General features: G+C 72.2%; 22 protein-coding genes. 12 read left to right on the top strand and 10 right to left on the bottom strand.

All coding sequences use genetic code 11. The features are described from left to right. Positions 1-33: 33 nt before the first annotated feature. Positions 34-1,119: a WD40/YVTN/BNR-like repeat-containing protein gene (locus tag ACIRQF_RS11680; protein ID WP_376631465.1), complete on the bottom strand. Its 1,086-nt coding sequence runs from the start codon at positions 1,117-1,119 to the stop codon at positions 34-36. A 197-nt stretch (positions 1,120-1,316) separates the two neighbouring features. On the opposite strand from ACIRQF_RS11680, the gene ACIRQF_RS11675 reads away from it, so the two are divergent. After that, positions 1,317-1,685, top strand: a complete 369-nt coding sequence (locus tag ACIRQF_RS11675) for an ArsR/SmtB family transcription factor (RefSeq protein ID WP_382478862.1) — start codon at positions 1,317-1,319, stop codon at positions 1,683-1,685. 243 nt (positions 1,686-1,928) lie between these two features. Here the strand turns inward: ACIRQF_RS11675 and ACIRQF_RS11670 are convergent, their stop codons facing one another. The 3 genes from ACIRQF_RS11670 to ACIRQF_RS11660 all read right to left on the bottom strand — a co-directional run bounded on the left by ACIRQF_RS11670 (position 1,929) and on the right by ACIRQF_RS11660 (position 5,270). Then, positions 1,929-2,528, bottom strand: coding sequence for an ankyrin repeat domain-containing protein (locus ACIRQF_RS11670; protein WP_404091181.1), 600 nt, complete (start codon positions 2,526-2,528; stop codon positions 1,929-1,931). Between the two features lie 321 nt (positions 2,529-2,849). Further along, complete coding sequence (locus ACIRQF_RS11665) at positions 2,850-4,229, bottom strand: FAD-dependent oxidoreductase (RefSeq protein ID WP_404091178.1); 1,380 nt, start codon at positions 4,227-4,229, stop codon at positions 2,850-2,852. Between the two features lie 384 nt (positions 4,230-4,613). Then, positions 4,614-5,270, bottom strand: a complete 657-nt coding sequence (locus ACIRQF_RS11660) for a DUF305 domain-containing protein (RefSeq protein WP_404091175.1) — start codon at positions 5,268-5,270, stop codon at positions 4,614-4,616. A gap of 170 nt (positions 5,271-5,440) precedes the next feature. Here ACIRQF_RS11660 and ACIRQF_RS11655 point away from each other — a divergent pair, with 170 nt between their 5' ends. Then, complete coding sequence (locus ACIRQF_RS11655; RefSeq protein ID WP_404091172.1) at positions 5,441-7,012, top strand: LVIVD repeat-containing protein; 1,572 nt, start codon at positions 5,441-5,443, stop codon at positions 7,010-7,012. Here ACIRQF_RS11655 and ACIRQF_RS11650 read toward each other — a convergent pair. The 4 genes from ACIRQF_RS11650 to ACIRQF_RS11635 all read right to left on the bottom strand — a co-directional run bounded on the left by ACIRQF_RS11650 (position 6,937) and on the right by ACIRQF_RS11635 (position 10,140). Then, a complete protein-coding gene (locus tag ACIRQF_RS11650; protein ID WP_404091169.1) occupies positions 6,937-7,671 on the bottom strand; it encodes a TetR/AcrR family transcriptional regulator in 735 nt (244 codons plus the stop codon). The two genes, ACIRQF_RS11655 and ACIRQF_RS11650, sit on opposite strands and share 76 nt — an antisense overlap. A 129-nt stretch (positions 7,672-7,800) precedes the next feature. Then, positions 7,801-8,475, bottom strand: coding sequence for a phosphatase PAP2 family protein (locus ACIRQF_RS11645; protein WP_404091166.1), 675 nt, complete (start codon positions 8,473-8,475; stop codon positions 7,801-7,803). Positions 8,476-8,531: 56 nt separating this feature from the next. Further along, entirely contained in the window at positions 8,532-9,470 is a 939-nt protein-coding gene (locus ACIRQF_RS11640; RefSeq protein WP_382478852.1) for a M56 family metallopeptidase, read from the bottom strand. A 91-nt stretch (positions 9,471-9,561) separates the two neighbouring features. Continuing rightward, positions 9,562-10,140 carry a DUF5134 domain-containing protein gene (locus ACIRQF_RS11635; protein WP_404091163.1) on the bottom strand — a complete coding sequence of 193 codons (579 nt, stop codon included), beginning with the start codon at positions 10,138-10,140 and terminating at the stop codon, positions 9,562-9,564. A 172-nt stretch (positions 10,141-10,312) separates the two neighbouring features. Here ACIRQF_RS11635 and ACIRQF_RS11630 point away from each other — a divergent pair, with 172 nt between their 5' ends. After that, complete coding sequence (locus ACIRQF_RS11630) at positions 10,313-10,864, top strand: GNAT family N-acetyltransferase (RefSeq protein ID WP_376631449.1); 552 nt, start codon at positions 10,313-10,315, stop codon at positions 10,862-10,864. A 247-nt stretch (positions 10,865-11,111) separates the two neighbouring features. Here ACIRQF_RS11630 and ACIRQF_RS11625 read toward each other — a convergent pair whose 3' ends face one another. After that, positions 11,112-11,795, bottom strand: coding sequence for a glycerophosphodiester phosphodiesterase (locus ACIRQF_RS11625; protein ID WP_404091160.1), 684 nt, complete (start codon positions 11,793-11,795; stop codon positions 11,112-11,114). A 257-nt stretch (positions 11,796-12,052) separates the two neighbouring features. On the opposite strand from ACIRQF_RS11625, the gene ACIRQF_RS11620 reads away from it, so the two are divergent. The 5 genes from ACIRQF_RS11620 (at position 12,053) to ACIRQF_RS11600 (ending at position 16,746) form a co-directional block, all read left to right on the top strand. Further along, a complete protein-coding gene (locus ACIRQF_RS11620; RefSeq protein WP_382478844.1) occupies positions 12,053-13,459 on the top strand; it encodes a DUF6421 family protein in 1,407 nt (468 codons plus the stop codon). 53 nt (positions 13,460-13,512) lie between these two features. Continuing rightward, the gene (locus ACIRQF_RS11615; protein ID WP_376631443.1) at positions 13,513-14,274 is read left to right on the top strand and encodes an SDR family NAD(P)-dependent oxidoreductase; all 762 of its coding nucleotides are present in this window, start codon (positions 13,513-13,515) and stop codon (positions 14,272-14,274) included. Further along, positions 14,271-15,350 carry a threonine aldolase family protein gene (locus ACIRQF_RS11610; protein WP_376631991.1) on the top strand — a complete coding sequence of 360 codons (1,080 nt, stop codon included), beginning with the start codon at positions 14,271-14,273 and terminating at the stop codon, positions 15,348-15,350. The genes ACIRQF_RS11615 and ACIRQF_RS11610 overlap by 4 nt, the downstream gene beginning before the upstream one ends. A gap of 80 nt (positions 15,351-15,430) precedes the next feature. After that, positions 15,431-16,048: a transglutaminase family protein gene (locus tag ACIRQF_RS11605; RefSeq protein ID WP_404091156.1), complete on the top strand. Its 618-nt coding sequence runs from the start codon at positions 15,431-15,433 to the stop codon at positions 16,046-16,048. Next, complete coding sequence (locus ACIRQF_RS11600; RefSeq protein WP_404091154.1) at positions 16,045-16,746, top strand: B3/4 domain-containing protein; 702 nt, start codon at positions 16,045-16,047, stop codon at positions 16,744-16,746. Before ACIRQF_RS11605 ends, ACIRQF_RS11600 begins: the two co-directional genes overlap by 4 nt. A 51-nt stretch (positions 16,747-16,797) precedes the next feature. Here ACIRQF_RS11600 and ACIRQF_RS11595 read toward each other — a convergent pair whose 3' ends face one another. Continuing rightward, complete coding sequence (locus ACIRQF_RS11595; RefSeq protein WP_376631438.1) at positions 16,798-17,523, bottom strand: lysophospholipid acyltransferase family protein; 726 nt, start codon at positions 17,521-17,523, stop codon at positions 16,798-16,800. A 224-nt stretch (positions 17,524-17,747) separates the two neighbouring features. Here ACIRQF_RS11595 and ACIRQF_RS11590 point away from each other — a divergent pair, with 224 nt between their 5' ends. The 4 genes from ACIRQF_RS11590 (at position 17,748) to ACIRQF_RS11575 (ending at position 20,850) form a co-directional block, all read left to right on the top strand. After that, complete coding sequence (locus ACIRQF_RS11590; protein WP_382478835.1) at positions 17,748-18,059, top strand: TlpA family protein disulfide reductase; 312 nt, start codon at positions 17,748-17,750, stop codon at positions 18,057-18,059. A gap of 221 nt (positions 18,060-18,280) precedes the next feature. Further along, complete coding sequence (locus ACIRQF_RS11585; RefSeq protein WP_376631435.1) at positions 18,281-18,823, top strand: flavin reductase family protein; 543 nt, start codon at positions 18,281-18,283, stop codon at positions 18,821-18,823. A gap of 200 nt (positions 18,824-19,023) precedes the next feature. After that, positions 19,024-19,809 carry an electron transfer flavoprotein subunit beta/FixA family protein gene (locus tag ACIRQF_RS11580; protein ID WP_376631433.1) on the top strand — a complete coding sequence of 262 codons (786 nt, stop codon included), beginning with the start codon at positions 19,024-19,026 and terminating at the stop codon, positions 19,807-19,809. Between the two features lie 66 nt (positions 19,810-19,875). Then, entirely contained in the window at positions 19,876-20,850 is a 975-nt protein-coding gene (locus tag ACIRQF_RS11575; RefSeq protein WP_382478833.1) for an electron transfer flavoprotein subunit alpha/FixB family protein, read from the top strand. Positions 20,851-20,998 lie beyond the last annotated feature (148 nt).

Below are 20,998 nucleotides of genomic sequence, written 5' to 3'. Positions count from 1 at the left end.
GGACGGGGCCGGCAGTCTCCCCGCCGGCCCCGCTCACCTGATCACCGCCGCCCGTACGCACAGGACGTCCGGCAGGTGGTCGGCGAGGAGCCGCCAGCTGTCCCCGTCGTCGGCGCTCGCGTACACCTCGCCGTTGCGGTTGCCGAAGTAGACGCCCGCCGGGTCGCCGTCGTCCGTGCACAGGGCGTCGCGCAGCACCGTGCCGTAGTGGGCGCCTTCCGGGAGGCCCTTCGTGAGCGGCTCCCAGGTCGCCCCGGCGTCCGTCGTGCGGTAGACCCGGCAGCGTCGCTCGGCGGGGACCCGGTCGGAGTCCGCGTTCAGGGGGAAGACGTAGGCGGTGTCGGGCCGGTGGGGGTGCGCGGCGACGGCGAAACCGAAGTCGGAGGGCAGTCCGCCGCCGATGTCGGTCCAGCGGCTTCCGGCGTCGTCGCTGCGGAACACCCCCCAGTGGTTCTGGAGATAGAGCCGGTCCAGGTCGCCCGCGTCCTGGGCGATCTTGTGCACGCACTGGCCGAACTCCGGGTTCGGGTCCGGCAGGAACACCGCCGAGACCCCCTGGTTGGCGGGTGCCCAGCTCGCTCCGCCGTCGCGGGAGCGGAAGACGCCGGCGGTCGACACCGCGACGGTCACCAGCTCCGGGTCGCGCGCGTCGGTGACGACGGTGTGCACCGCCTCGCCGCCGCCGCCGGGCACCCACTTGTCCCGGGTCGGGTGCTCCCACAGCGGACGGACCAGCTCGAAGGACACGCCGCCGTCCGCCGACCGGAACAGCGCGGCCGGCTCCGTCCCCGCGTACACGACGTCGGGCGAGTGGGCGGGTGCCGGGTGGAGCTGCCAGACCCGCTCCAGGGAAGCCCCCGTGTCCTGAGGGAACTTGACCGCGGGCGCGGACGGTTCGGCCCAGCTCGCGCCCAGGTCGTCGGAGTGGAAGACAGAGGGGCCCCAGTGCGAACTGTCCCCGCCGACCAGGATTCTCGGGCTGCCGCGGCGGGTGTCGATGCCGACCGAGTAGATCGCCTGCGCAGGGAAGTGGGGATCGTCGAACTCCCATCGGCCGTCTCGCCCGCGGCCGATGAACAGACCCTTGCGGGTCCCTACGGTCAGTAGCACGTCGGTCATGCCGACACCTCCAGGACGCCGTTGTCGCGGATACCGGCCAGTCTGCACCCGGCCACTGACAACGGCCCCCGGAGTGACCTCCGCCCCAGGTGGGAGGCGTGTTGCGGCCCGGACCCGGCCGGCCCGGAGGGCCCGTCCGGCGCCGGGACGCTCGTACAATGGGCGCATCCGTCCCCCGAGCGCGTGGAGCCGCAGCCGTGACGACCGCGACCAGTCCCCGGGTCCTGGAGCACCCCGCCCGGGAGGACATCCGGCTCGGACCCGTGCTGCACGCGCTGTCCGACCCCGTACGCCTGCGGATCGTGTGCGCCATGGCGCGCGGGGGCACGGGCGAGGCGTTCAGCTGCTCGTACTTCGCCCTTCCGGTGACGAAGTCGACCAGCACCCACCACTTCCGCGTGCTGCGCGAGAGCGGCGTCGTCCGGCAGACCTACCAGGGCACGGCCAAGCTGAACAGCCTCCGCCGCGCCGACCTCGACGCGCTCTTCCCCGGCCTCCTCGACAGCGTCCTGGAGGCCGCCACCGCCCAGGCGCACCGTCTGGGCGACGGGCCACGCCCGGACTAGGGCGGCTCTTCCGGACCAGGGCAGGTCTTCCGGACCGGGGCAGGTCTTCCGGACCGTGCCGGGCTCGCGGCGGGGTCCGGAAACGCGACGTCAGGAGCCCTTCGCCACCGGCGCGGTCGAGGGGCGGGCGGCGGAGGCATCCGGATCAGCGCCCAGATCTCCAACAGACCCGAGGAGTACGGGCGCCTCGCGGCAGCTCTGGGGCGGCTCCTGGACTCCGCCCGAGGGCGCCCCGGGGATGGGTCAACGGGCCCGCAGCAGGGTGGCGAGTTCGTCGAAGCCGCGCTGTTCGGCGTGTTCCAGGGCGGTGGTCCCCCGGCTGTCCGCCAGCTCGCGGTCCGCGCCCGCCGCGAGCAGCAGGGCCACCACCTTCTGCTGGGCGCGCCCGCCGTCGCCGAGGATGACCGCCTCCAGCAGCGCCGTCCATCCGAGGTCGTTGACGTGGTCGACGTCGATCGCCGTCTCCTGGAGCAGGGCCCCCACGTAGGCCACATGGCCGCGCTCGGCCGCGGGGATGAGGCTGATCCCGCCGAAGCGGTTGCGCAGGGTCAGGTCGGGTGCCGGGTCCGCCGCGAGCAGGACCCGCATCATCGCGACGCTCCCGGTCACGCCGGTCACCAGCCACGCGCTGTCGTGCCGGGAGTCCTGCGCGTTCACGTCGGCCCCCGCCGCGACGAGCACCCGCGCCGCCTCCACGTGGTCGCCCAGGGCGGCGAGCAGCAGCGGCGAGCGGAGCTCCTGGTCGCGGGCCTCGACCCGCGCCCCGGCGTCGAGCGCGGCGCGCAGGGCCTCCGTGTCCCCCTGACGGGCGGAGGCGAGCAGCCGGAGGTCGGCGGCGGTCATGGGGGCTCCTCGGTACGTCAGGGGGCGGGGTGTGGCGACGGCCGGTCGCGATGCGTCAGTTGTTCGGGACGGCGGCGCCGGCCCGGGCGAACCTCGTCGGGGTCGCCGGAGGGGGCCCGGCCACGTCGATGCCCGCGACCGGGGCGCCCCGGGCGGTGACGGGAGCGCCGCCGGTGAGGAGGAATGGACGACTCCCTATGGTCGTCTGCTTCCCGGGAGGCTCCGTGCCGTCCCGCTCTGTCATCCATCGTGGTGCCGCGACCGGCTTCGGCAGGTCAACCCGCCGGCCCCTCCTCCCGCCCCGCCCGGTCGACCCCGGGGTCAGCCGATCGGACGACCCGCCGGCGCCGAGGCCACCCGCGCCGCGCCACGGAGCCCCGCCCAGTCCGGGATCTTCACCGGTCCGCGCCCCAGTGAGCCGCCCAGGGCCGCCTCGGCGCGCTCGATCATCAGCCAGCCCGTCCAGGGCACCGGCTCGTGGCCCAGGGCACGCAGCGCGACCAGCGGGTCGGGGGCGACGTCGCGGTCCGTGAGGCCGGCCGCGTCGGCCAGCAGGGAGGCGGCGGTCTCCTTGGCACAGGGGCGGTTGGTGCCGATCACGCCCGCGGGGCCGCGCTTGATCCAGCCCGCCACGTACTCACCCGGCGACGGCGTCCCATCGCGGAGCACCCGGCCCGCAGCGTGCGGAACGGTGCCGCGCGCCGGGTCGAAGGGGAGACCGGACAGCGGGACGCCCCGGTAGCCGACCGCCCGCAGCACGAGGCCGGCGGGGATCTCCTCGTAACGCCCGGTGCCCCGCACCCCGCCGGTCCCGTCGGGCTCGGTGCGCTCGAAGCGCACAGCCACGACCCGCCCGTCCGCGTCCCCGAGGATCTCCACGGGCCGGAGGAAGAACCGCAGCCGGACCGAGCGCGTGGTCGGCGCGCCCAGGGCGGCGCCCGCCGACCAGCTCCGGACGACGTCGAGGTTGCGCCGGTTGACGGCGGGGAGTCCGGACGGATCGTCGTACGCCGGGTCGAGCGCGAGGTCGGTCCGGTCGACCAGGACCCGGGTGTCCGGGAGCGTGCCGAGTTCGCGCAGCTCCTTGGTGGTGAACCGGGCCTGCCCGGGCCCGCGGCGCGCCACCATGTGCACGTCGCGCACCCCGCTCGCGGCCAGCGCGCTCAGGGCGCCCTGCGGGATGTCGGTCGGCCGCAGCTCGTCCGGTCGCCGGACCAGGAGCCGGGTCACGTCCACGGCCACGTTCCCCGCGCCGATGACCACGGCGCCGGGCCGGTCCAGGCCGAAACCGTCCTGGACGGCGTCCGGATGGGCGCTGTACCAGGAGACGAACTCCGTCGCCGAGAAGCTGCCGCGCAGCTCCTCTCCCGGCACCCCGAGCCGCCGGTCGCGCGCGGCGCCCACGCAGTACACGACCGCGTGGTAGAGCTCCAGGAGCCGGGCCGGAGTGAGCCCGCGCGCCCCCACCTCCACGTCGCCGAGGAAGCGGACGCGCTCGTCCTCCAGGACCGTGCGCAGGTTCCCCTGGAGCGACTTGATCTTCTCGTGGTCCGGCGCCACCCCGTACCGGACCAGCCCGTACGGACAGGGCAGCCGGTCCAGCACGTCCACCCGTACGTCGGGCACGGCGCTCTGGCCGATCAGGGCCTGGGCCGTGTAGACCCCGCTCGGTCCGGAACCGACGACGGCGACACGGAACACGAACGCACCCCTTCCCGCCGGGAGACCTCCAGCATGGCACCGGCGGGGCCGGCGGGGGAGGGGGCGCGCGCCGGGAGCGTGCACGGTCAGGCCCGCCCCGCCGGACGCGCCCTCGCCCCCCCTGGACGCCCCCGGCAACACGGACGCTTCCGCCCCGCCGGACGCCTCCCGGCACTGGACCCCCGGCGCGCCGGACGCCCCCGGCACACGGACGCTTCCGCCCCGCCGGACGCCTCCCGGCACTGGACCCCCGGCGCGCCAGACGCCCCCGGCACACGGACGCTCCCGCCCGCCGCCCCCGGCCCCGGAGGCCCTTTCCCGCTGTCCGCCCCCTCCCCGTCGCGGGCGCCCGCCCCGCTGGACGCCCCCGACGGCTTCCCCGCCCTACAGCGACCGCATCCGGTTGATCTCCGCCGTCTGCTGGGCGATGACGTCGTTCGCCATCTCCTCCACCAGGACGTTGTTGCCCTGGCTGAGCGCTTCCGCCGCCATGGTCACCGCCCCCTGGTGATGGGTGATCATCAACTTCAGGAAGAGCGAGTCGAAGGCCTTCCCCTTGGCGGCCTTCAGCTCGGCGAGCTGGGCCTCGGTGGCCATGCCGGGCATGCCGTGGTGGTCGTGGCCGGCCATCGGGCGCGCACCGCCGTTGTTCTTCAGCCAGCCCTGCATCGCGCCGATCTCCGGGCCCTGTGCCGCCGCGATCCGTGCCGCGACCAGCTTCACCTGCGGGGACGCGGCGCGCTGCGGGGCGAGGGCGGTCATGGTGAGCGCCTGGCGGTGGTGCTCGATCATCATCTGGACGTAGCGGAAGTCGGACCCGTTCGGTTTCTCGTCGGGCATGAGCCGGGCCGCCTCCTCCGGGGAGACGCGTTTCGCGGGCTCGCCCGGCCTGCCCGGGGCCACGATCGCCGGCCCGCTCGGACCTCCTGCCTCGGGGGCCGTGCTGCCCGCTTCCGCCCCCGATTCGCAGGCGCCCAGCGCGAGTACGGCGGCGACGGTCAGCAGGGCGACGGCGGTGCGGCGTAGGGGGCGGCGGTTCAACAAGGCTTCCTCCACGGGCACTTGAGCAACTCCGGCCACTCGTGCGACGGCGACTTTTCGGAGAATCTTCATGACTTGTGTGTTGCCATCTGTTGAGATGTGCACGCTAAGGAAGATACTGCCGAGGTCCATCCGTCGTTCAGCTGTGAACGGAATCCAGAGAGGACGGAGTGACTTCGTTGCGTACCACGAGTACCCCGCGTGCACGGATCAGAGGCCTGGGTGTGGCGACCGCCGCCGTCGGCCTGCTGATCGGAATGCTCGCCGCCGGACCCGCGGCCGCCACACCCGACCCGGGCGACGTCTCGGTGCAGGGCACCGTCAGCGCGGAGCAGGCGGCCGACGCCCGCGCCGCGATCGCGAGCGGTGAGATACCCGGCGTGGACGAGATCGTCCACAGTCCCAACATCGAACACCTCGTCAACATCCCCAAGGACGCCCTCAAGGGCACCAACTCCGACCTGGCCTTCCAGGGCAAGTACGCCTTCGCCGGCAACTACGACGGCTTCCGGATCTTCGACATCAGCGACCCCAGGGCGCCGAAGACGGTGACCCAGGTGCTGTGCCCGGGCTCCCAGAACGACGTGTCCGTCTCCGGGAACCTGCTGTTCCTCTCCACCGACTCCTCCCGCAGCGACGACTCCTGCGCCAGCGTTCCCCAGCCGGCCTCGGTCAAGTCGTCCTGGGAGGGCATGAAGATCTTCGACATCAGCGACATCGCCAACCCGAGGTACGTCGCCGCCGTGGAGACCAACTGCGGTTCCCACACCCACACCCTGGTGCCCAAGCGCAAGGACGTGTACGTCTACGTCTCCTCGTACTCGCCCAGTGCCGCGTTCCCCGACTGCCAGCCGCCGCACGACGGCATCTCGGTCATCAAGGTGCCGCGGGACGCGCCGGAACAGGCCAAGGTCGTCGGATTCCCCGTCCTCTTCCCGGGCAGCGGCCCGGACGGCGGCGGCAACCCCGGCGCGCCCACCAACCCCGGGGTCTCCAAGACCACCGGCTGCCACGACATCACCGTGCTCCCCGGCAAGGACCTCGCCGCCGGCGCCTGCATGGGCGACGGCATCCTGTTCGACATCAAGAACCCCGAGCGCCCCCGGGTGATCGACCAGGTCCAGGACAACGTCAACTTCGCGTTCTGGCACTCCGCGACCTTCAACCAGAAGGCCGACAAGGTCGTCTTCACCGACGAACTCGGCGGCGGCGGCGCGGCCACCTGCAACGAGGCCGTCGGCCCGAACCGCGGCGCGGACGGCATCTACGACATCGTCGGCAAGGGGGACAAGCGCAAGCTCGTCTTCCGCAGCTACTTCAAGATCCCGCGCCACCAGGCCGACACCGAGAACTGCGTCGCCCACAACGGCTCGCTGATCCCGGTCAAGGGCAAGGACATCATGGTCCAGGCCTGGTACCAGGGCGGCGTGTCCGTCTGGGACTTCACCGACTCCCGGCGGCCGAAGGAGATCGCGTACTTCGAGCGCGGCCCGATCTCCGCGACCACCCTCGTCGGCGGCGGCTCCTGGTCCGCCTACTACTACAACGGGCACATCTTCTCGAACGACCTCGTCAAGGGCTTCGACGTCCTGAAGCTCACCGACAAGCGCACCGACAAGGCGGCCCGGATCCGGATGGACGAGCTCAACGTCCAGACACAGCCGGACTACTTCGACGACTTCGACCGCGCGGGCGGCTCCTCGTCCGGCGACCACAGCGGCGACCGGGACGCCGACGACTGATCCGGCACCCGGACCGACCGGTCCGGTAACGGCGCACGGAGCTCCGGCGTGCCGTCGGGCGGACCCCCGTCCGGCGGCGTGCCCAGCTCCCAGCCGAGCCCGTACCGCTGGAACAGCTCGGCCCGCAGCCGGGCCGTCGGCATCGGCGCCCCCGGGAGCAGCTGTGCGAACACCGCGCCCATGAGCAGGGCCCGCAGCAGCGGATAGTCGCGGGCCACGTCGGTGGAGCCGTAACGCTCCACGGTGTCCCGCAGCAGGGCCGCGAGCCGCTGCTGCTCGGGACACTGCACGAAGCCCTCGGCCTGGAGGATGCCGGCCATGTGCGTCCGCATGAGGACCGGCCGCTCCGCCGCCAGCCCCAGGATCGCGTCGATCGCCCGCGCCAGCCGCTCCCGGCCGTCCTCGGTCCGCGGCTCGCGCTCCAGCGCCTCCTCCAGCGTGAGGTGCATCAGCCGGTGCACGGCCGACTGCAGCAGCTGCCGCTTGCCGGGGAAGTAGTACGAGATCAGCCCGCGCGCCGAACCGGCCCGCTCGGCGATGTCCCCGAGCGTCGTGGCCTCGTATCCCCGCTCGGACACCAGCTCCACCGTGGCCGCCAGAATCCGCTCGCGCGAGCGTCTCCGAAGCTCTTCATTGACCGATGCGCTACGCGGGGACATGCTGGACTCCTGCGTTGACTGGCTCGCAGCCAATATACTCAGCGCGTCCTGCCGTCGTGCCCTCGTGGCCGAAGGCGGGACATGCCGTCTGTTCTGGGCGACGCGGGGGATCGTCCAGAACAGGCGGCTTCATCGCGTTTCTCCCATTCTGCCTCCGGCGGGCTTTCCGTCCCGATCCCTCCCGCCGACGCCGAAGCGCCGGTACGTGACGATCGCCACGGCCACGCAGCACCAGCCGAGCAGCCAGCCCCCGAGTACGTCCGAGGCCCAGTGGACGCCCAGGTAGACCCGGGTCCAGCCGACCCCGACGACCGACACCACGGCCACCCCGGCGAGCGTGCCCCAGCCGCGCCAGGACGCCCGCCAGTGCAGCGCGAGCACCCACAGCAGCAGCCCGCAGGTGACGGTGGCCGCCATCGCGTGACCGGACGGGAATGCCGCGTACGGCGCCGAGTCGACCGGGTCGGGCCAGCGCGGCCGCTCCCGTCCCACGGCGGCCTTGAGGCCCTGCTGGAGGCCCCAGGCGACCAGGGTGGTGACGGCGACCCACAGGGCGAGCAGCCGCTCCCGGCGCCACCACAGCACCAGGACCCCCGCCGTGGCGAGCGCGCGCATGGTCAACGGGTCCCAGACCCAGTCCGTCAGGATCCGGTTCAGGTGGGTGAAGCCGGGTTCGGCCACCGCGCTGCGGTGCAGCGCGTCGGCGAGGTCCCGGTCGAAGGACAGCAGTGGCGTCCAGCCCACGGCGACCAGGACGAGCAGGAGCACGGTCAGGGCGCCGGACACGACGGCGGAGATGCGCATGCGTCGATCCTGCCCGACGGGCATTCCGTGCCGTGCGCCCGGGCCCTGGTGTCTCCTTACGGGAGCGCGGTCAGCGCCGGGACGAAGGCCACGAGGACCGGGATCACCGGGACGAGCGACGCGGCGGCCGTCAGGCGCAGCCGGCGTCCCGGGCTGAGCCGGGGCGCGGCCGTGAGCAGCCGGTTCACCCGCTGCGGGAGGTCGCCGTCCGGGGCCGGGCCCGGGCCGAAAACCCCACGGTCCTCGTTGAGTTCGACCAGGGCGAGCGCGACCGTCAGACGCCCGAAGCGGCGCGAGGCCACGTCGTCCGCCGCGAGCTCCACCAGCCGGTGCATCTCGCCGCGGAAGGCCGCGAAGACGGGCACCCCCGGGAATCCGCCCGCGAGCGCCTCCCCGCAGTGCAGCAGCCAGTCGTGCCGGGCCCGGGCGTGTCCCTGCTCGTGTGCCAGCACCGCGTCGAGCTGGCGGCCCTTGAGGCGGCGCAGGGCGGCCGTGGTGATGACCAGGCGGGGTGTCCCGCCGGGCAGCCACCAGGCGTCGGCGCGCTCGCCCTCCAGGACCACCAGGCGCCCGCTGCCGGAGACCTCCTCGCCGGGCAACAGCGGAGCCCGCACCAGGAGTTCACAGCGGCGCTGCTTGCGGCGCGTCCGTGCCTGGCCGATCTCCCGGCCCAGCATCGCCCCGGACCACAGCCCTCCGGCCGCGAGGAGGACGGCGAGCACGGCCGACCACGGACGATTGGTGCCCAGCTCGTAGGCCTCGATCACCGCGCTCGGTGCCGACGCGAAGACCGGGCCCCGCACCGCCTGCCAGGCCGCCGCCGCGCTGAACGTCATGGACAGCGCGAAGCTCAGCAGCACCGTGGCCACGACGCACTGCCACACCCACAGCGCCACCACGGGTTCCCGTTCCGCCCAGTCGGCCCGCGGCAGAAGCCGCGGAGCCACGACGGCGGTCAGGACGCCGAGCGCGAGCAGCGCGAGGGAGACCAACATGTCGCCACCCTATGAGCGCGGTACCAGCCCGGGGTATGCCCTTGCGGAGCAAGTGACGTACGCCACGGTTTGGTCCCGCAGCACGGGTCCCTCAGAGCGTGAGGAGCATCGCCAGCATGGCGAGCGCCATGGACAGCCGGCACACCAGCGTCAGCTCGGGGCCCGCGGCCGTGGCCCGCGGCGCGTCACCCGGGCCCGCGGGGCCGGCCACCGGCACCAGCCGGGCGCCCGAACGCAGCACGTAGACCCCGTAGTAGGCGAGCAGCGCCCCCGTCAGCACGGGTATGCCCCCGGTGGCGGCGACGCCGCCGTGCCCCGCGCCGTGTCCCCCGTGCGCGACCGGGGCGGCGGCCATCGCCACCGCCATGTAGACCATCGCCAGCGAGCCGACCAGATGGTGCAGATGGTGCCCACCGTGCCGCACCGCGTACCCGAGCGCCTGCAGCGCGGCGAGACCGAACACCCCCGCGTACAGCGTCCAGCTCCACCTCGGCTCGGTGAGCGCCGCCGCGGGCAGCGCCATGGCTGCCATGCCGAAGCCCATCACGGCCTCGCCGCCGGCCGCCCTGCGCTCCGCACCGGCGCTGCCGCGCACGCGCAGCAGGCAGTACGCACCGCTCGCCGCGCAGAGCACCACCAGCAACCACCCGGACAGAGCCGGTCCGTGCACGCCGCACACCCCCTCCTCGCGGACCCGACCCGGGGTGCATGCCCGTTGCCCGCCGCGGCCACGCGAACATCCGGGCGCGCACGGGTGTACGAGGGGGGAGTGCGGGGAGCGCGTTAGGCTCGTGCCCGATCGCGCCCGCCGATCGCCAGCGCCCGAGGGGAGCCCCCACGCCATGGACACCGCCGCGACCCAGCAGACCGGCCGGATCACCTACCGCGACGCCGTCCTGGACGACGTCCCGGCACTCGTCCCGCTCGTCGAGTCGGCCTACCGCGGCGACTCCAGCCGGGCCGGCTGGACCACGGAGGCGGACATCCTGCAGGGTCAGCGCACGGACGCGGAGGGCGTGGCGTCGGTCATCACCACACCGGGCAGCCGGCTGATGGCGGTGGAGCTGGACGGCGCGCTCGTCGCCTGCTGCCAGCTGGAACACCGCGGCGAGGCCGCCTACTTCGGCATGTTCGCCGTCAGCCCCGAGCTCCAGGGCGCGGGCCTCGGCCGGCAGATCATCACCGAGGCCGAGCGCCGGGTGCGGGAGCTGTGGGACGTGCGCGAGATGCACATGACCGTCATCTCGGTGCGCGAGGAGCTCATCGCCTGGTACGAGCGCCGCGGTTACCGCCGTACGGGCCGGACGACGCCCTTCCCGTACGGCGACGAGCGCTTCGGCGTGCCGCAGCGCGACGACCTGGAGTTCGAGCTCCTGGTCAAGGAACTCGCCTGAGGAAGCATCCGCCGTACCTGCCGGCCCGGCCGCACGCCCGGCCGCACCGACGCCGCCGACCCGCCGGCGCCATCGGTCCCGCCGCATCGATCCCGCGGACCGTCCGCACCGCCGGCCGGTCCGCCCCGCCGGCCGGTCCGCACCGCCGGTCCGTTCGCACCGCCGGTCCGTTCGCAGCGTCCGGGGCGACGCGTACCGGTGTACCGGCGGGCCCGCACCGGCCTGCCGCTCTTCCGTCCGACCGCGCTCAGGCCGTGAAGCGCCCCGTGCGCCGGATCTCCGGGCGGTCGGTGGTCGCCCCGTCGAGGCCGAGGGCCCGGACGAGCCGCAGGTCGTCCTGGGTGTTCACCACCCAGCCGATCACCCGCAGGCCCGCCGCGTGCGCCCGCTCGACGGTGGCCTGGGTGAGGTGCCGGATGTTCAGGACGAGCGCCGAGGCGCCGACGGCCAGCGCGCGGTCCACCACGTCGGACTGACGGTGGTCGGCCACCAGCGCGGTGCGCACGCCCGGCACCAGCTCCCGGATCTCGGCGAGCGCCTCGTCGTGGAAGGAGAGCACCTCCACCCGCCCGGTCAGATCGCGCGCGCCGATCACCTCGCCCAGCGCGCGGGCCGCGGCGACGTCCTTGATCTCGGCCTGGATCGGGGCCCGCACCGCCGCCAGGACCTCCTCGAAGACGGGGATCCGCTCCCCGTCGCCCGCGTCGAGCTGGCGCAGCTCCGCGAGGGTCTTGCCGGAGATCGGCCCGGTACCGTCCGTCGTGCGGTCCACGTCGGCGTCGTGCATGACGACGAGCGCGCCGTCCTTGCTGAGGTGGAGGTCGAGTTCGATGGCGTCCATGCCGGCCTGCTCGGCCCGGACGAAGGAGCGCAGGGTGTTCTCGGGCGCGACGCCCATGACTCCGCGATGACCGATGGTGAGGAAACTCAAGATCTTCTCGCTTCCGTCGGGGTCCGGTCCGGCTCCGCCGGGCCAGGACGCGGCTCGGGGCGCAGCCTAGTAGCTGGGGACGAAACGGGAAGCTGCCGCGCGGAACACCGTATTTCTCGGCCTCAAACCCCACCTCGCAGGAAAATTGTCGGTCCCATGGGGGGTATCACAGGAGAATTTTTCCTTCCCCCCTTGTGGGAGAGATCCGGCCATGGTTACGTTGTGCTGACGCGAGGTTCTCCTGTGGAGGAAGAGGCATGACGGAAATTCTTGTGCAGGACGTGACCGGTGGGGGGATATCCGCCGACACTCCGGTGATCGAACACCCTGCCTGGCCCGAGCTCAAGAATGCCGTGGAGGAGCTCCGCCCCTGGCAGAGCGCGGACGGCTCCATCGACTTCTCGGCCGAGGGCGCCCCGGCCCTGGCCCACGCCGAGCAGACCGTCGAGCGCATCGCCGCCGCGGTCGAGCAGCTCTCCCCGCTGCTCCCGCACGACGCCGACTACCACCACGCGCTCGTCGCCGACCTGCGCAAGTGGGCGAAGGGCGGCTTCGAGGTCCCGGACTTCCTGGACGCGCTGCTCGCCTTCCAGCCGGCGGCGAACCGCCAGGACGGGCTCCAGCACCTGGTCGTCTTCCCGATGTACACCCAGAACGGCAACCCGGACCGCAACCTCGAAGCGGTCGTGCTGCGCATGGTGTGGCCGGAGTGGCTCTCCGAGCTGGAGGCCACCCGCTACGACAACCCGCTGTTCTGCGGCATCACCTTCGAGGACTTCACGGCCGGCTACGACACCAACTCGGCCGTCCTCTTCCCGGAGACCATCGCCGTCCGCGAGGCCCCCGAGCGCTTCAGCTGGGGTGGCATCTTCTGCGACCGCGAGGCCGCCCGCTTCCGCAAGGTCACCGAGGCCGCTGTCGACACCTTGGGCATCGAGCTGCCCGAGGACATCGCCGCCATGGTCGACGACCAGGACCGCTGCGAGAAGGCCTTCGTCCTGTGGGACATGGTCCACGACCGCACCCACAGCCACGGCGACCTGCCGTTCGACCCCTTCATGATCAAGCAGCGCCAGCCGTTCTGGATGTACGGCCTGGAGGAGCTGCGCTGCGACCTCACTGCCTTCAAGGAGGCCGTGAAGCTCGAGGCCGAGGGCAACGAGCACGGTCGTGACGTGCAGTACGCGGTGCTCTTCGACCGCATGTTCCGCTTCCCGCTCTCCGGCGACCGCAACCGCAACTACGACGGTCTCGGCGGCCAGCTGCTCTTCGCGTACCTGCACAAGCACGACGTGATCCGCTGGACCGACAACAAGCTGAAGATCGACTGGAAGCGCGCTCCGGAGATCACCAACCAGCTCTGCGCCGAGATCGAGACGCTCTACCGCGACGGCATCGACCGTCCGAAGCTCGTGCACTGGTTCAAGGCCTACGAGCTGGTCTCCACCTACCTGGCGCCGCACCCCGGCTCCACCTGGGCGAAGGGTCCCGACGCCCTGGACCTGACGCTGCCGCCGCGCAAGCTCGTGGACGACGTGCTTCCGGACGAGTTTCCGCTCAGCATGTTCTATGAGGCCCTTGCGAAGAAGCTCAAGGCCGTGATCGCCTCCACCAAGGGCATCACCGCCGCCGGCGCCGCGCGGGCCGGGCAGGCCGCCGCGTGACCGACACGGCAGAGCCGAACGAGGCGGCACAGGCGACTGAGCGGGAGGCGACGATGATCGGTAACGGTAACGGCGGGGCGCTGGACGGAGCCGTCATCGCGGTCGCGGGCGCGGCCGGCCCGGCCGGCCGGGCCACCCTCCTGCGCCTGGCCGAGGCGGGCGCGACCGTCGTCGCCTCCGACGCCGACCCCGCGCGCCTGGTCGAGGCCGTGGACGCGGCCCGCTACGCGCACGGCGGCGCCACGGTCACCGGCGACACCGTCGACCTCCTGGACCTGGACGCCACCAAGGAGTGGGCCGCCAAGACCGAGAAGGAGTTCGGCCGGATCGACGGCCTGGTCCACCTCGTCGGTGGCTGGCGCGGCAGCAGCTCCTTCGTCGAGACCGACCTCAAGGACTGGAACTTCCTGGAGAAGCTCCTGATCCGCACGGTCCAGCACACCTCGCTCGCCTTCCACGACGGGCTGCTGCGCAGCGGCGGCCGCGGCCGCTACGCGCTGATCAGCCAGGTCGGCGCGCACAAGCCGCAGGCCAACAACGCCGCGTACAACGCCGGCAAGGCGGCGGCCGAGGCGTGGACGCTCGCCATGGCGGACTCGTTCCGCAAGCTGGGGGGCGACGACGGCCCGCAGGCGGCGGCTGCGATCCTGGTGATCAAGGCACTGGTGCACGACGCCATGCGTGCCGAGCGCCCGAATGCGAAGTTCGCGGGCTTCACCGACGTCACGGAACTGGCCGAGGCCGTCGCCGGACTCTGGGACCGGCCCGCGCAGGAAGTGAATGGACAGCGCCTGTGGCTGACCCCCAAGCCGTGACCTCGGCCCTGGGCCCCGTGACCGACGCCCGTCGTCACCACGACCCGTCGGTCCGGGGCTTCGCCAGCGACAACTACGCCGGCGCGCACCCCGAGGTCCTCGCGGCCATCGCCCTCGCCAACGGCGGCCACCAGGTCGCCTACGGCGAGGACCAGTACACCGAGCACCTGCAGCGGATCATGCACAGCCACTTCGGCCCCTCGGCCGAGGCCTTCCCGGTCTTCAACGGGACGGGGGCGAACGTGACCGCGCTGCAGGCGCTCACCGACCGCTGGGGCGCGGTGATCTGCGCCGAGAGCGCGCACATCAACGTGGACGAGGGCGGCGCACCCGAGCGCATGGGCGGCCTCAAGCTGCTCACCGTGCCCACCCCGGACGGCAAGCTCACCCCCGAGCTGATCGACCGGCAGGCATGGGGCTGGGAGGACGAGCACCGGGCGATGCCCCAGGTCGTCTCGATCACCCAGAACACGGAGCTCGGCACCGTCTACACGGTCGACGAGATCCGGGCCATCGTGGAGCACGCCCATTCCAAGGGCATGAAGGTGCACCTCGACGGCGCCCGCATAGCCAACGCGGCCGCGTCGCTCGACGTGCCGATGCGCGCGTTCACCAACGCGGTGGGCGTCGACGTGATCTCGTACGGCGGCACGAAGAACGGCATGCTCTTCGGCGAGGCCGTGGTCGTCCTCAACCCGGACGCGGTCAGCCACATGAAGCACCTGCGCAAGCTGTCCATGCAGCTCGCGTCCAAGATGCGCTTCGTGTCGGTGCAGCTGGAGGCGCTGCTCGCCAAGGACCTGTGGCTGCGCAACGCGCGGCACGCCAACGCGATGGCCCAGCGCCTCGCGGCCGGTGTGCGGGGCGTGGACGGCGTGGAGATCCTCTATCCGGTCCAGGCGAACGCCGTCTTCGCGCGGCTGCCGCACGAGGTCAGCCGCCGCCTCCAGGAGCGCTTCCGCTTCTACTTCTGGGACGAGTCGGCCGGCGACGTGCGCTGGATGTGCTCCTTCGACACCAAGGAGGACGACGTCGACGCCTTCCTCCAGGCGCTGAAGGAAGAGATGGCGCGCTAGCCTCCTCGCTAATTGCATGAGTATGCGACCGGACGGAAAAGAATTGACCCCGTCCGGTCGCATTCCTATGCTCCGGGCGCATGGAACTCGTCCAGCAGAACCCCGACATCACTGCGTACTTGGCCGCCGACGAGGTGGTCGACCACACCCATCCGCTCGTGCGGGAGACCGCCGACCGGCTCTGGGGTGCGCATTCCGACGCATACTCATACGTCAAGGTCGCCTATGAGTTCGTGCGTGACACCATTCCGCACTCCGCCGACTCGGGCGATCTCCGCGTCCCCTGGCGCGCCTCCGACGTGCTGGCCACGCGCAACGGCATCTGCGTCTCCAAGTCGCACGCCCTCGCCGCCCTCCTGCGGGCGCGCTCCCTTCCCGCGGCCTTCTGCTATCAGCGGCTCACCGAGGACGGTGCCGACCCGATGGTGCACGGCCTCGTCGCCGTGAAGCTGCCCGGGCGCTCCGGCTGGGCCCGGCAGGACCCGCGGGGCAACAAGGCCGGGGTCGACGCGCAGTTCTCGCTGGACGGGGAGCGGCTGGCCTGGCCCGTACGTCCGGAGTTTAATGAAGTGGACTATCCGGTGCTCTATGCTGAACCGCATCCGGTGGTGCTGAGCGCCCTGCGGGCGGCTGCCGACCGGCCCCACCTCTGGAAGATCTTTCCCGGCGAACTCCGAACCCCGAACGGCGGATCATGACCCTGACGCTCACCGTCTCCGACGAGGTCCGCGCCCTCGTGCCCGGCTTCACCCACCTCGCCGTCGAGGCCCGCGGGCTCGTCAACGGGCCCAGCGACGCCACCAGCGCGGCGCTGCTCGACGAGGCGGCCCGCCGGCTCGCCGAGCGCCTCGACGGCCGGACCACGGACCAGGACCCGCACGTCGCCGCCTGGCGCGCCGCGTACACCGCCTTCGGCGCCAAGCCGTCCCGTACCCGGAACTCGGCGGAGGCGCTCGCCAGGCGGGCGCTCGCCGACGGCGCGGCGGGCGGGCTGCCCCGGATCAACCGGATCGTCGACGCCTACAACGCGGTCAGCGTGGCCCGTCTGATCCCGGTCGGGGGCGAGGACCTCGACAGGATCCAGGGCGGGATGCGGCTCGTCCGGGCCACCGGCGAGGAGGACTTCGTCACCGTCTCCGGTGGTGCGGAGACCGTGGAGCACCCCGAGCCCGGGGAAGTGGTCTGGTGCGACGAGGCGGGTGTCACCTGCCGTCGCTGGAACTGGCGCCAGGGCCCGCGTACCCGCATCGACGACGCCACCACCGACGCGCTCTTCCTGCTGGAGTCGCTGGAGCCGATGACGCCGGACGAGCTGCGCGCGGCGGGCGAGGAGCTCGCCGAGGCGCTGCGGAAGGTGAGCCCCGGGGCACGGATCACCGTCCGCGACCCGGAGTGACGGCCGGAGAGACGTTTCGCCGCGGGGTCCGGTCGCCCCGGGTGGCGGGGCCTACTGCTCCCGGGCCTTGATCTCCTCCGGAGTCGGCGCCGTGCCCCCGAGGTGCGCGGGCACCCACCAGGTGTCGCTCGCGTCCCTGGGGCGCACGGGGTACGCGCGCTGAGCGGCCTCCAGGAGCTCCTGGACCCGCTCGCGCAGCCGCCGGGTGATCGCCCCGGCGTACTGGTCCGCCGGGGCCTCCACCGGCTCGCCGACCCGGATGGTGATCGGGATGTGGCTGCGCTTGAAGTTGCGCGGCCGGCCCTTGGTCCAGATCCGCTGGGTGCCCCACAGGGCCATCGGGATCAGCGGCACCCCGGCCTCCTGGGCGAGGCGGGCGGCACCCGACTTGAAGCTCTTGAGCGTGAACGACTGCGAGATGGTCGCCTCGGGGAAGACGCCGACGAGTTCGCCCGCCCGCAGCGCCTTCAGCGCGTGCTCGTAGGCGTGCTCGCCCTGGGCCCGGTCCACCGGGATGTGCTTCATCGCTCGCATCAGGGGGCCGGAGACCTTGTGCCGGAACACCGAGTCCTTCGCCATGAATCGCACCAGGCGCTTCTGCGGCAGTGCGGCCAGACCGGTGAAGATGAAGTCCAGATAGCTGATGTGGTTGCTCACGATCACCGCCCCGCCCACGCGGGGGATGTTCTGCGAACCCTGAGTGTCGATCTTCAGGTCCAGCGCCTTGAACATGGTCCTGGCGGCGCCGATGACCGGTCGATAGACGAGCTCTGCCATCTGGGAGGAACCCCTTCGTCTGTGCCTGGGGAGGGTTCTCCCGGCGAAGTTACGCAGCCGTAGGTTTTCGGCTTTGGGCAGATCGTGCCCCATGTGGGGGCTCGTGACCAGTCCTGACGGCTTCGTACGGGGAGATTCTCGTCACTCCCGGTGTTCGTGGCGGGAATCGAACGGTGCCGTGGGACGCTGCACCCCGTGTGGACGTACGCGAGGAGGCAGTGGGCATGACCGAGGTCCTGGGTGCGGCGGCGCTGGGCGCCGAGCTGGGGGAACGGGCCACCCTGGTCCAGTTCTCCACCGCCTTCTGTCAGCCCTGCCGGGCCACCCGCAGGACCCTCGCCGAGGTGGCCGCCATGGTCGACGGAGTCGGACACGTCGAGATCGACGCCGAGGAGCGGCTGGATCTCGTCCGTGAACTCGGCATCGTCCGGACGCCCACGGTGCTCGTCCTCGACCGGGCCGGACGGATCGTCCGCCGGGCGTCGGGGCAGCCCCGCAGGGCTGACGTCATCGCGGCGCTCGGACGGGCGGTCTGACCCGGTGCGCCGCACGGTCCCTGACGCGGTGACACATCTCCCACATCCCGGTACGCACTTGACTGCACACGTCAACGATCGTCAGTCTGGCGTAGTGCCCTCAGAACTCCTTCTCTTCGGCCGGGCCCACGTGGACCTGGCCCGCAACGCGAGCGCGCGCTGTCCGGGTGTCTGACGAACCCGACACTCCTCTCCCGCCGCCACCGCAGAAGGACAACTCCATGACGGTCTCGCCCGAGCTCCGCACGCTCACGACGATTCCCTCCCTCCCCTCCGTCGGCGCACCCCGGCCCGGCTCTCCCGACCTCCTCCGCTCCGTCTTCCGGCAGCACGCCGCCGGCGTCGCGGTCGTCACCGCGCACGGGGACCGGCCGGTCGGCTTCACCGCCACCTCGCTCAACTCCGTCGCCGCCGATCCGCCGCTGATCTCCTTCGGTGTGGGCACCGGGTCCTCCAGCTGGCCCGTGGTGGCCGAGGCCGAGCACATCGGTGTGCACATACTCGGCGAGCACCAGCAGGAGCTGGCCGCCACCTTCGCCCGCAGCGGCACCGACCGCTTCGCCGCCCCCACCCGCTGGAGCCGGGGACCCGAGGGCGTGCCCGTGCTCGACGGCGTCCTCGCCTGGCTGGTGTGCCGGGTGGTGGCCCGCGTACCGGCCGGTGACCACCGCATCGTCATCGCTCAGGTCGTCGCGGGCGACCCGGACGGCGTGGGCCGTCCCCTGCTGTACCACCAGGGACGCTTCAACGCGCTGCGCGACTGAGAGTTCCCGTACGCGCCCCTCGTCAGGGCGTTGGCAAGGTCACACGGCTGAGCGCTTGCTCACTGGTAACGAACTGGGTGTACTGACGAGTAATATTTCGGTCGGGGCTTCGGACGCCCCGACCGGAAACCCGCCCTTCAGGCGCCTATGCTGCGAGCAACACCGCAGCCCAGTTATGACGATGCAGTAGGAGAGCCGGCGTGAGCTTGAGGATCGTTGTCTGTGTGAAGTACGTGCCGGACGCCACTGGCGACCGGAAGTTCGCCGATGACCTGACGGTCGACCGCGACGACGTCGACGGCCTCCTTTCGGAGCTCGACGAGTACGCGGTCGAGCAGGCCCTGCAGATCGCCGAAGAGGCGGACGACGCCGAGGTCACCGTCCTCACGGTCGGTCCCGAGGACGCCAAGGACGCCCTGCGCAAGGCGCTGTCCATGGGCGCCGACAAGGCCGTCCACGTCGAGGACGACGACCTGCACGGCACCGACGTCATGGGCACCTCCCTGGTGCTCGCCAAGGCCATCGAGAAGACCGGCTACGACGTCGTCATCGCCGGTATGGCCTCCACCGACGGCACCATGGGTGTCCTCCCGGCGATCCTGGCCGAGCGCCTGGGCGTCCCGCAGGTCACGCTGCTCTCCGAGGTCAAGATCGAGGACGGCGTCGTGACCGGCCGCCGTGACGGCGACTCCGCCTCGGAGCAGCTGGAGGCCTCCCTCCCGGCCGTCGTCTCCGTGACGGACCAGTCGGGCGAGGCCCGCTACCCGTCCTTCAAGGGCATCATGGCCGCCAAGAAGAAGCCGGTGGAGTCCCTGGACCTGTCGGACCTCGACCTCGAGGCCGAAGAGGTCGGTCTGGAAGGCGCCTGGACCAAGGTCGACTCGGCCACCGAGCGTCCCGCGCGCACCAAGGGCACGATCGTCACGAACGAGGGCGAGGGCGGCAAGCAGCTCGCCGAGTTCCTCGCGAGCCAGAAGTTCATCTAAGGGCTCGCGCGAACCGCGCCGTCCCCTCAGGCCGTCCCCGTTTCTTCCGCAGGAGATTGAAGTCCCATGGCTGAGATTCTCGTCTACGTCGACCACGTCGACGGAGCCGTTCGCAAGCCCACCCTGGAGCTGCTGACCCTCGCCCGCCGCATCGGCGAGCCGGTCGCCGTCGCGCTGGGCAAGGGCGCCGGCGACACCGCCGCCGTCCTCGGCGAGCACGGCGCCACCCGCGTCCTGACCGCCGACGCCCCCGAGTTCGCCGACTTCCTGGTCGTCCCGAAGGTGGACGCGCTCCAGGCCGCGTACGAGGCCGTGTCCGCCGCCGGCTCCCTGGCCGCCGTCCTGGTCCCGTCCTCCGCCGAGGGCAAGGAGATCGCCGCGCGCCTCGCCGTCCGCATCGGCTCCGGCATCATCACCGACGCCGTGGACCTGGAGGCCGGTGACGAGGGCCCGGTCGCGACGCAGTCCGCGTTCGCCGCCTCGTTCACCACCAAGTCCCGTGTCTCCAAGGGCACCCCGGTCATCACGGTCAAGCCGAACTCGGCCCCCGTGGAGGCCGCCCCGGCCGCCGGCGCCGTCGAGGCCCTCACGGTCTCCTTCGGCGCGCTGGCCACCGGCACCAAGGTGACCGCCCGCACCCCGCGCGAGTCGACCGGCCGCCCCGAGCTGACCGAGGCCGCGATCGTGGTCTCCGGTGGCCGTGGTGTCAACGGCGCCGAGAACTTCGCGATCATCGAGGCGCTCGCCGACTCGCTCGGTGCCGCCGTCGGTGCCTCCCGCGCCGCCGTCGACGCCGGCTGGTACCCGCACTCCAACCAGGTGGGCCAGACCGGCAAGTCGGTCTCGCCGCAGCTGTACATCGCCTCCGGCATCTCCGGTGCGATCCAGCACCGTGCGGGTATGCAGACCTCGAAGACCATCGTCGCCATCAACAAGGACGCCGAGGCCCCGATCTTCGACCTCGTCGACTACGGCGTGGTGGGCGACCTCTTCGACGTCGTCCCGCAGCTGACCGACGAGGTCAAGGCCCGCAAGGGCTGATCCGTCCGACCTGCGCATCCGTACGGTCCCGGGGGCCGCGTGGTGATCTTCACCGCGCGGCCCCCGGCCGTTCCACCCGGGGACGGACACCCATTGACGCAAGCGGAGGCAGCCTACTAACTTCGCTATACGGATTGTTGATTCCGTG

This window comes from Streptomyces sp. NPDC101191 (genome assembly GCF_044767915.1).
Lineage (GTDB): Bacteria > Actinomycetota > Actinomycetes > Streptomycetales > Streptomycetaceae > Streptomyces.
Note: the sequence above shows the minus strand (reverse complement) of the source record. Positions and strands in the feature narration are given on the sequence as shown.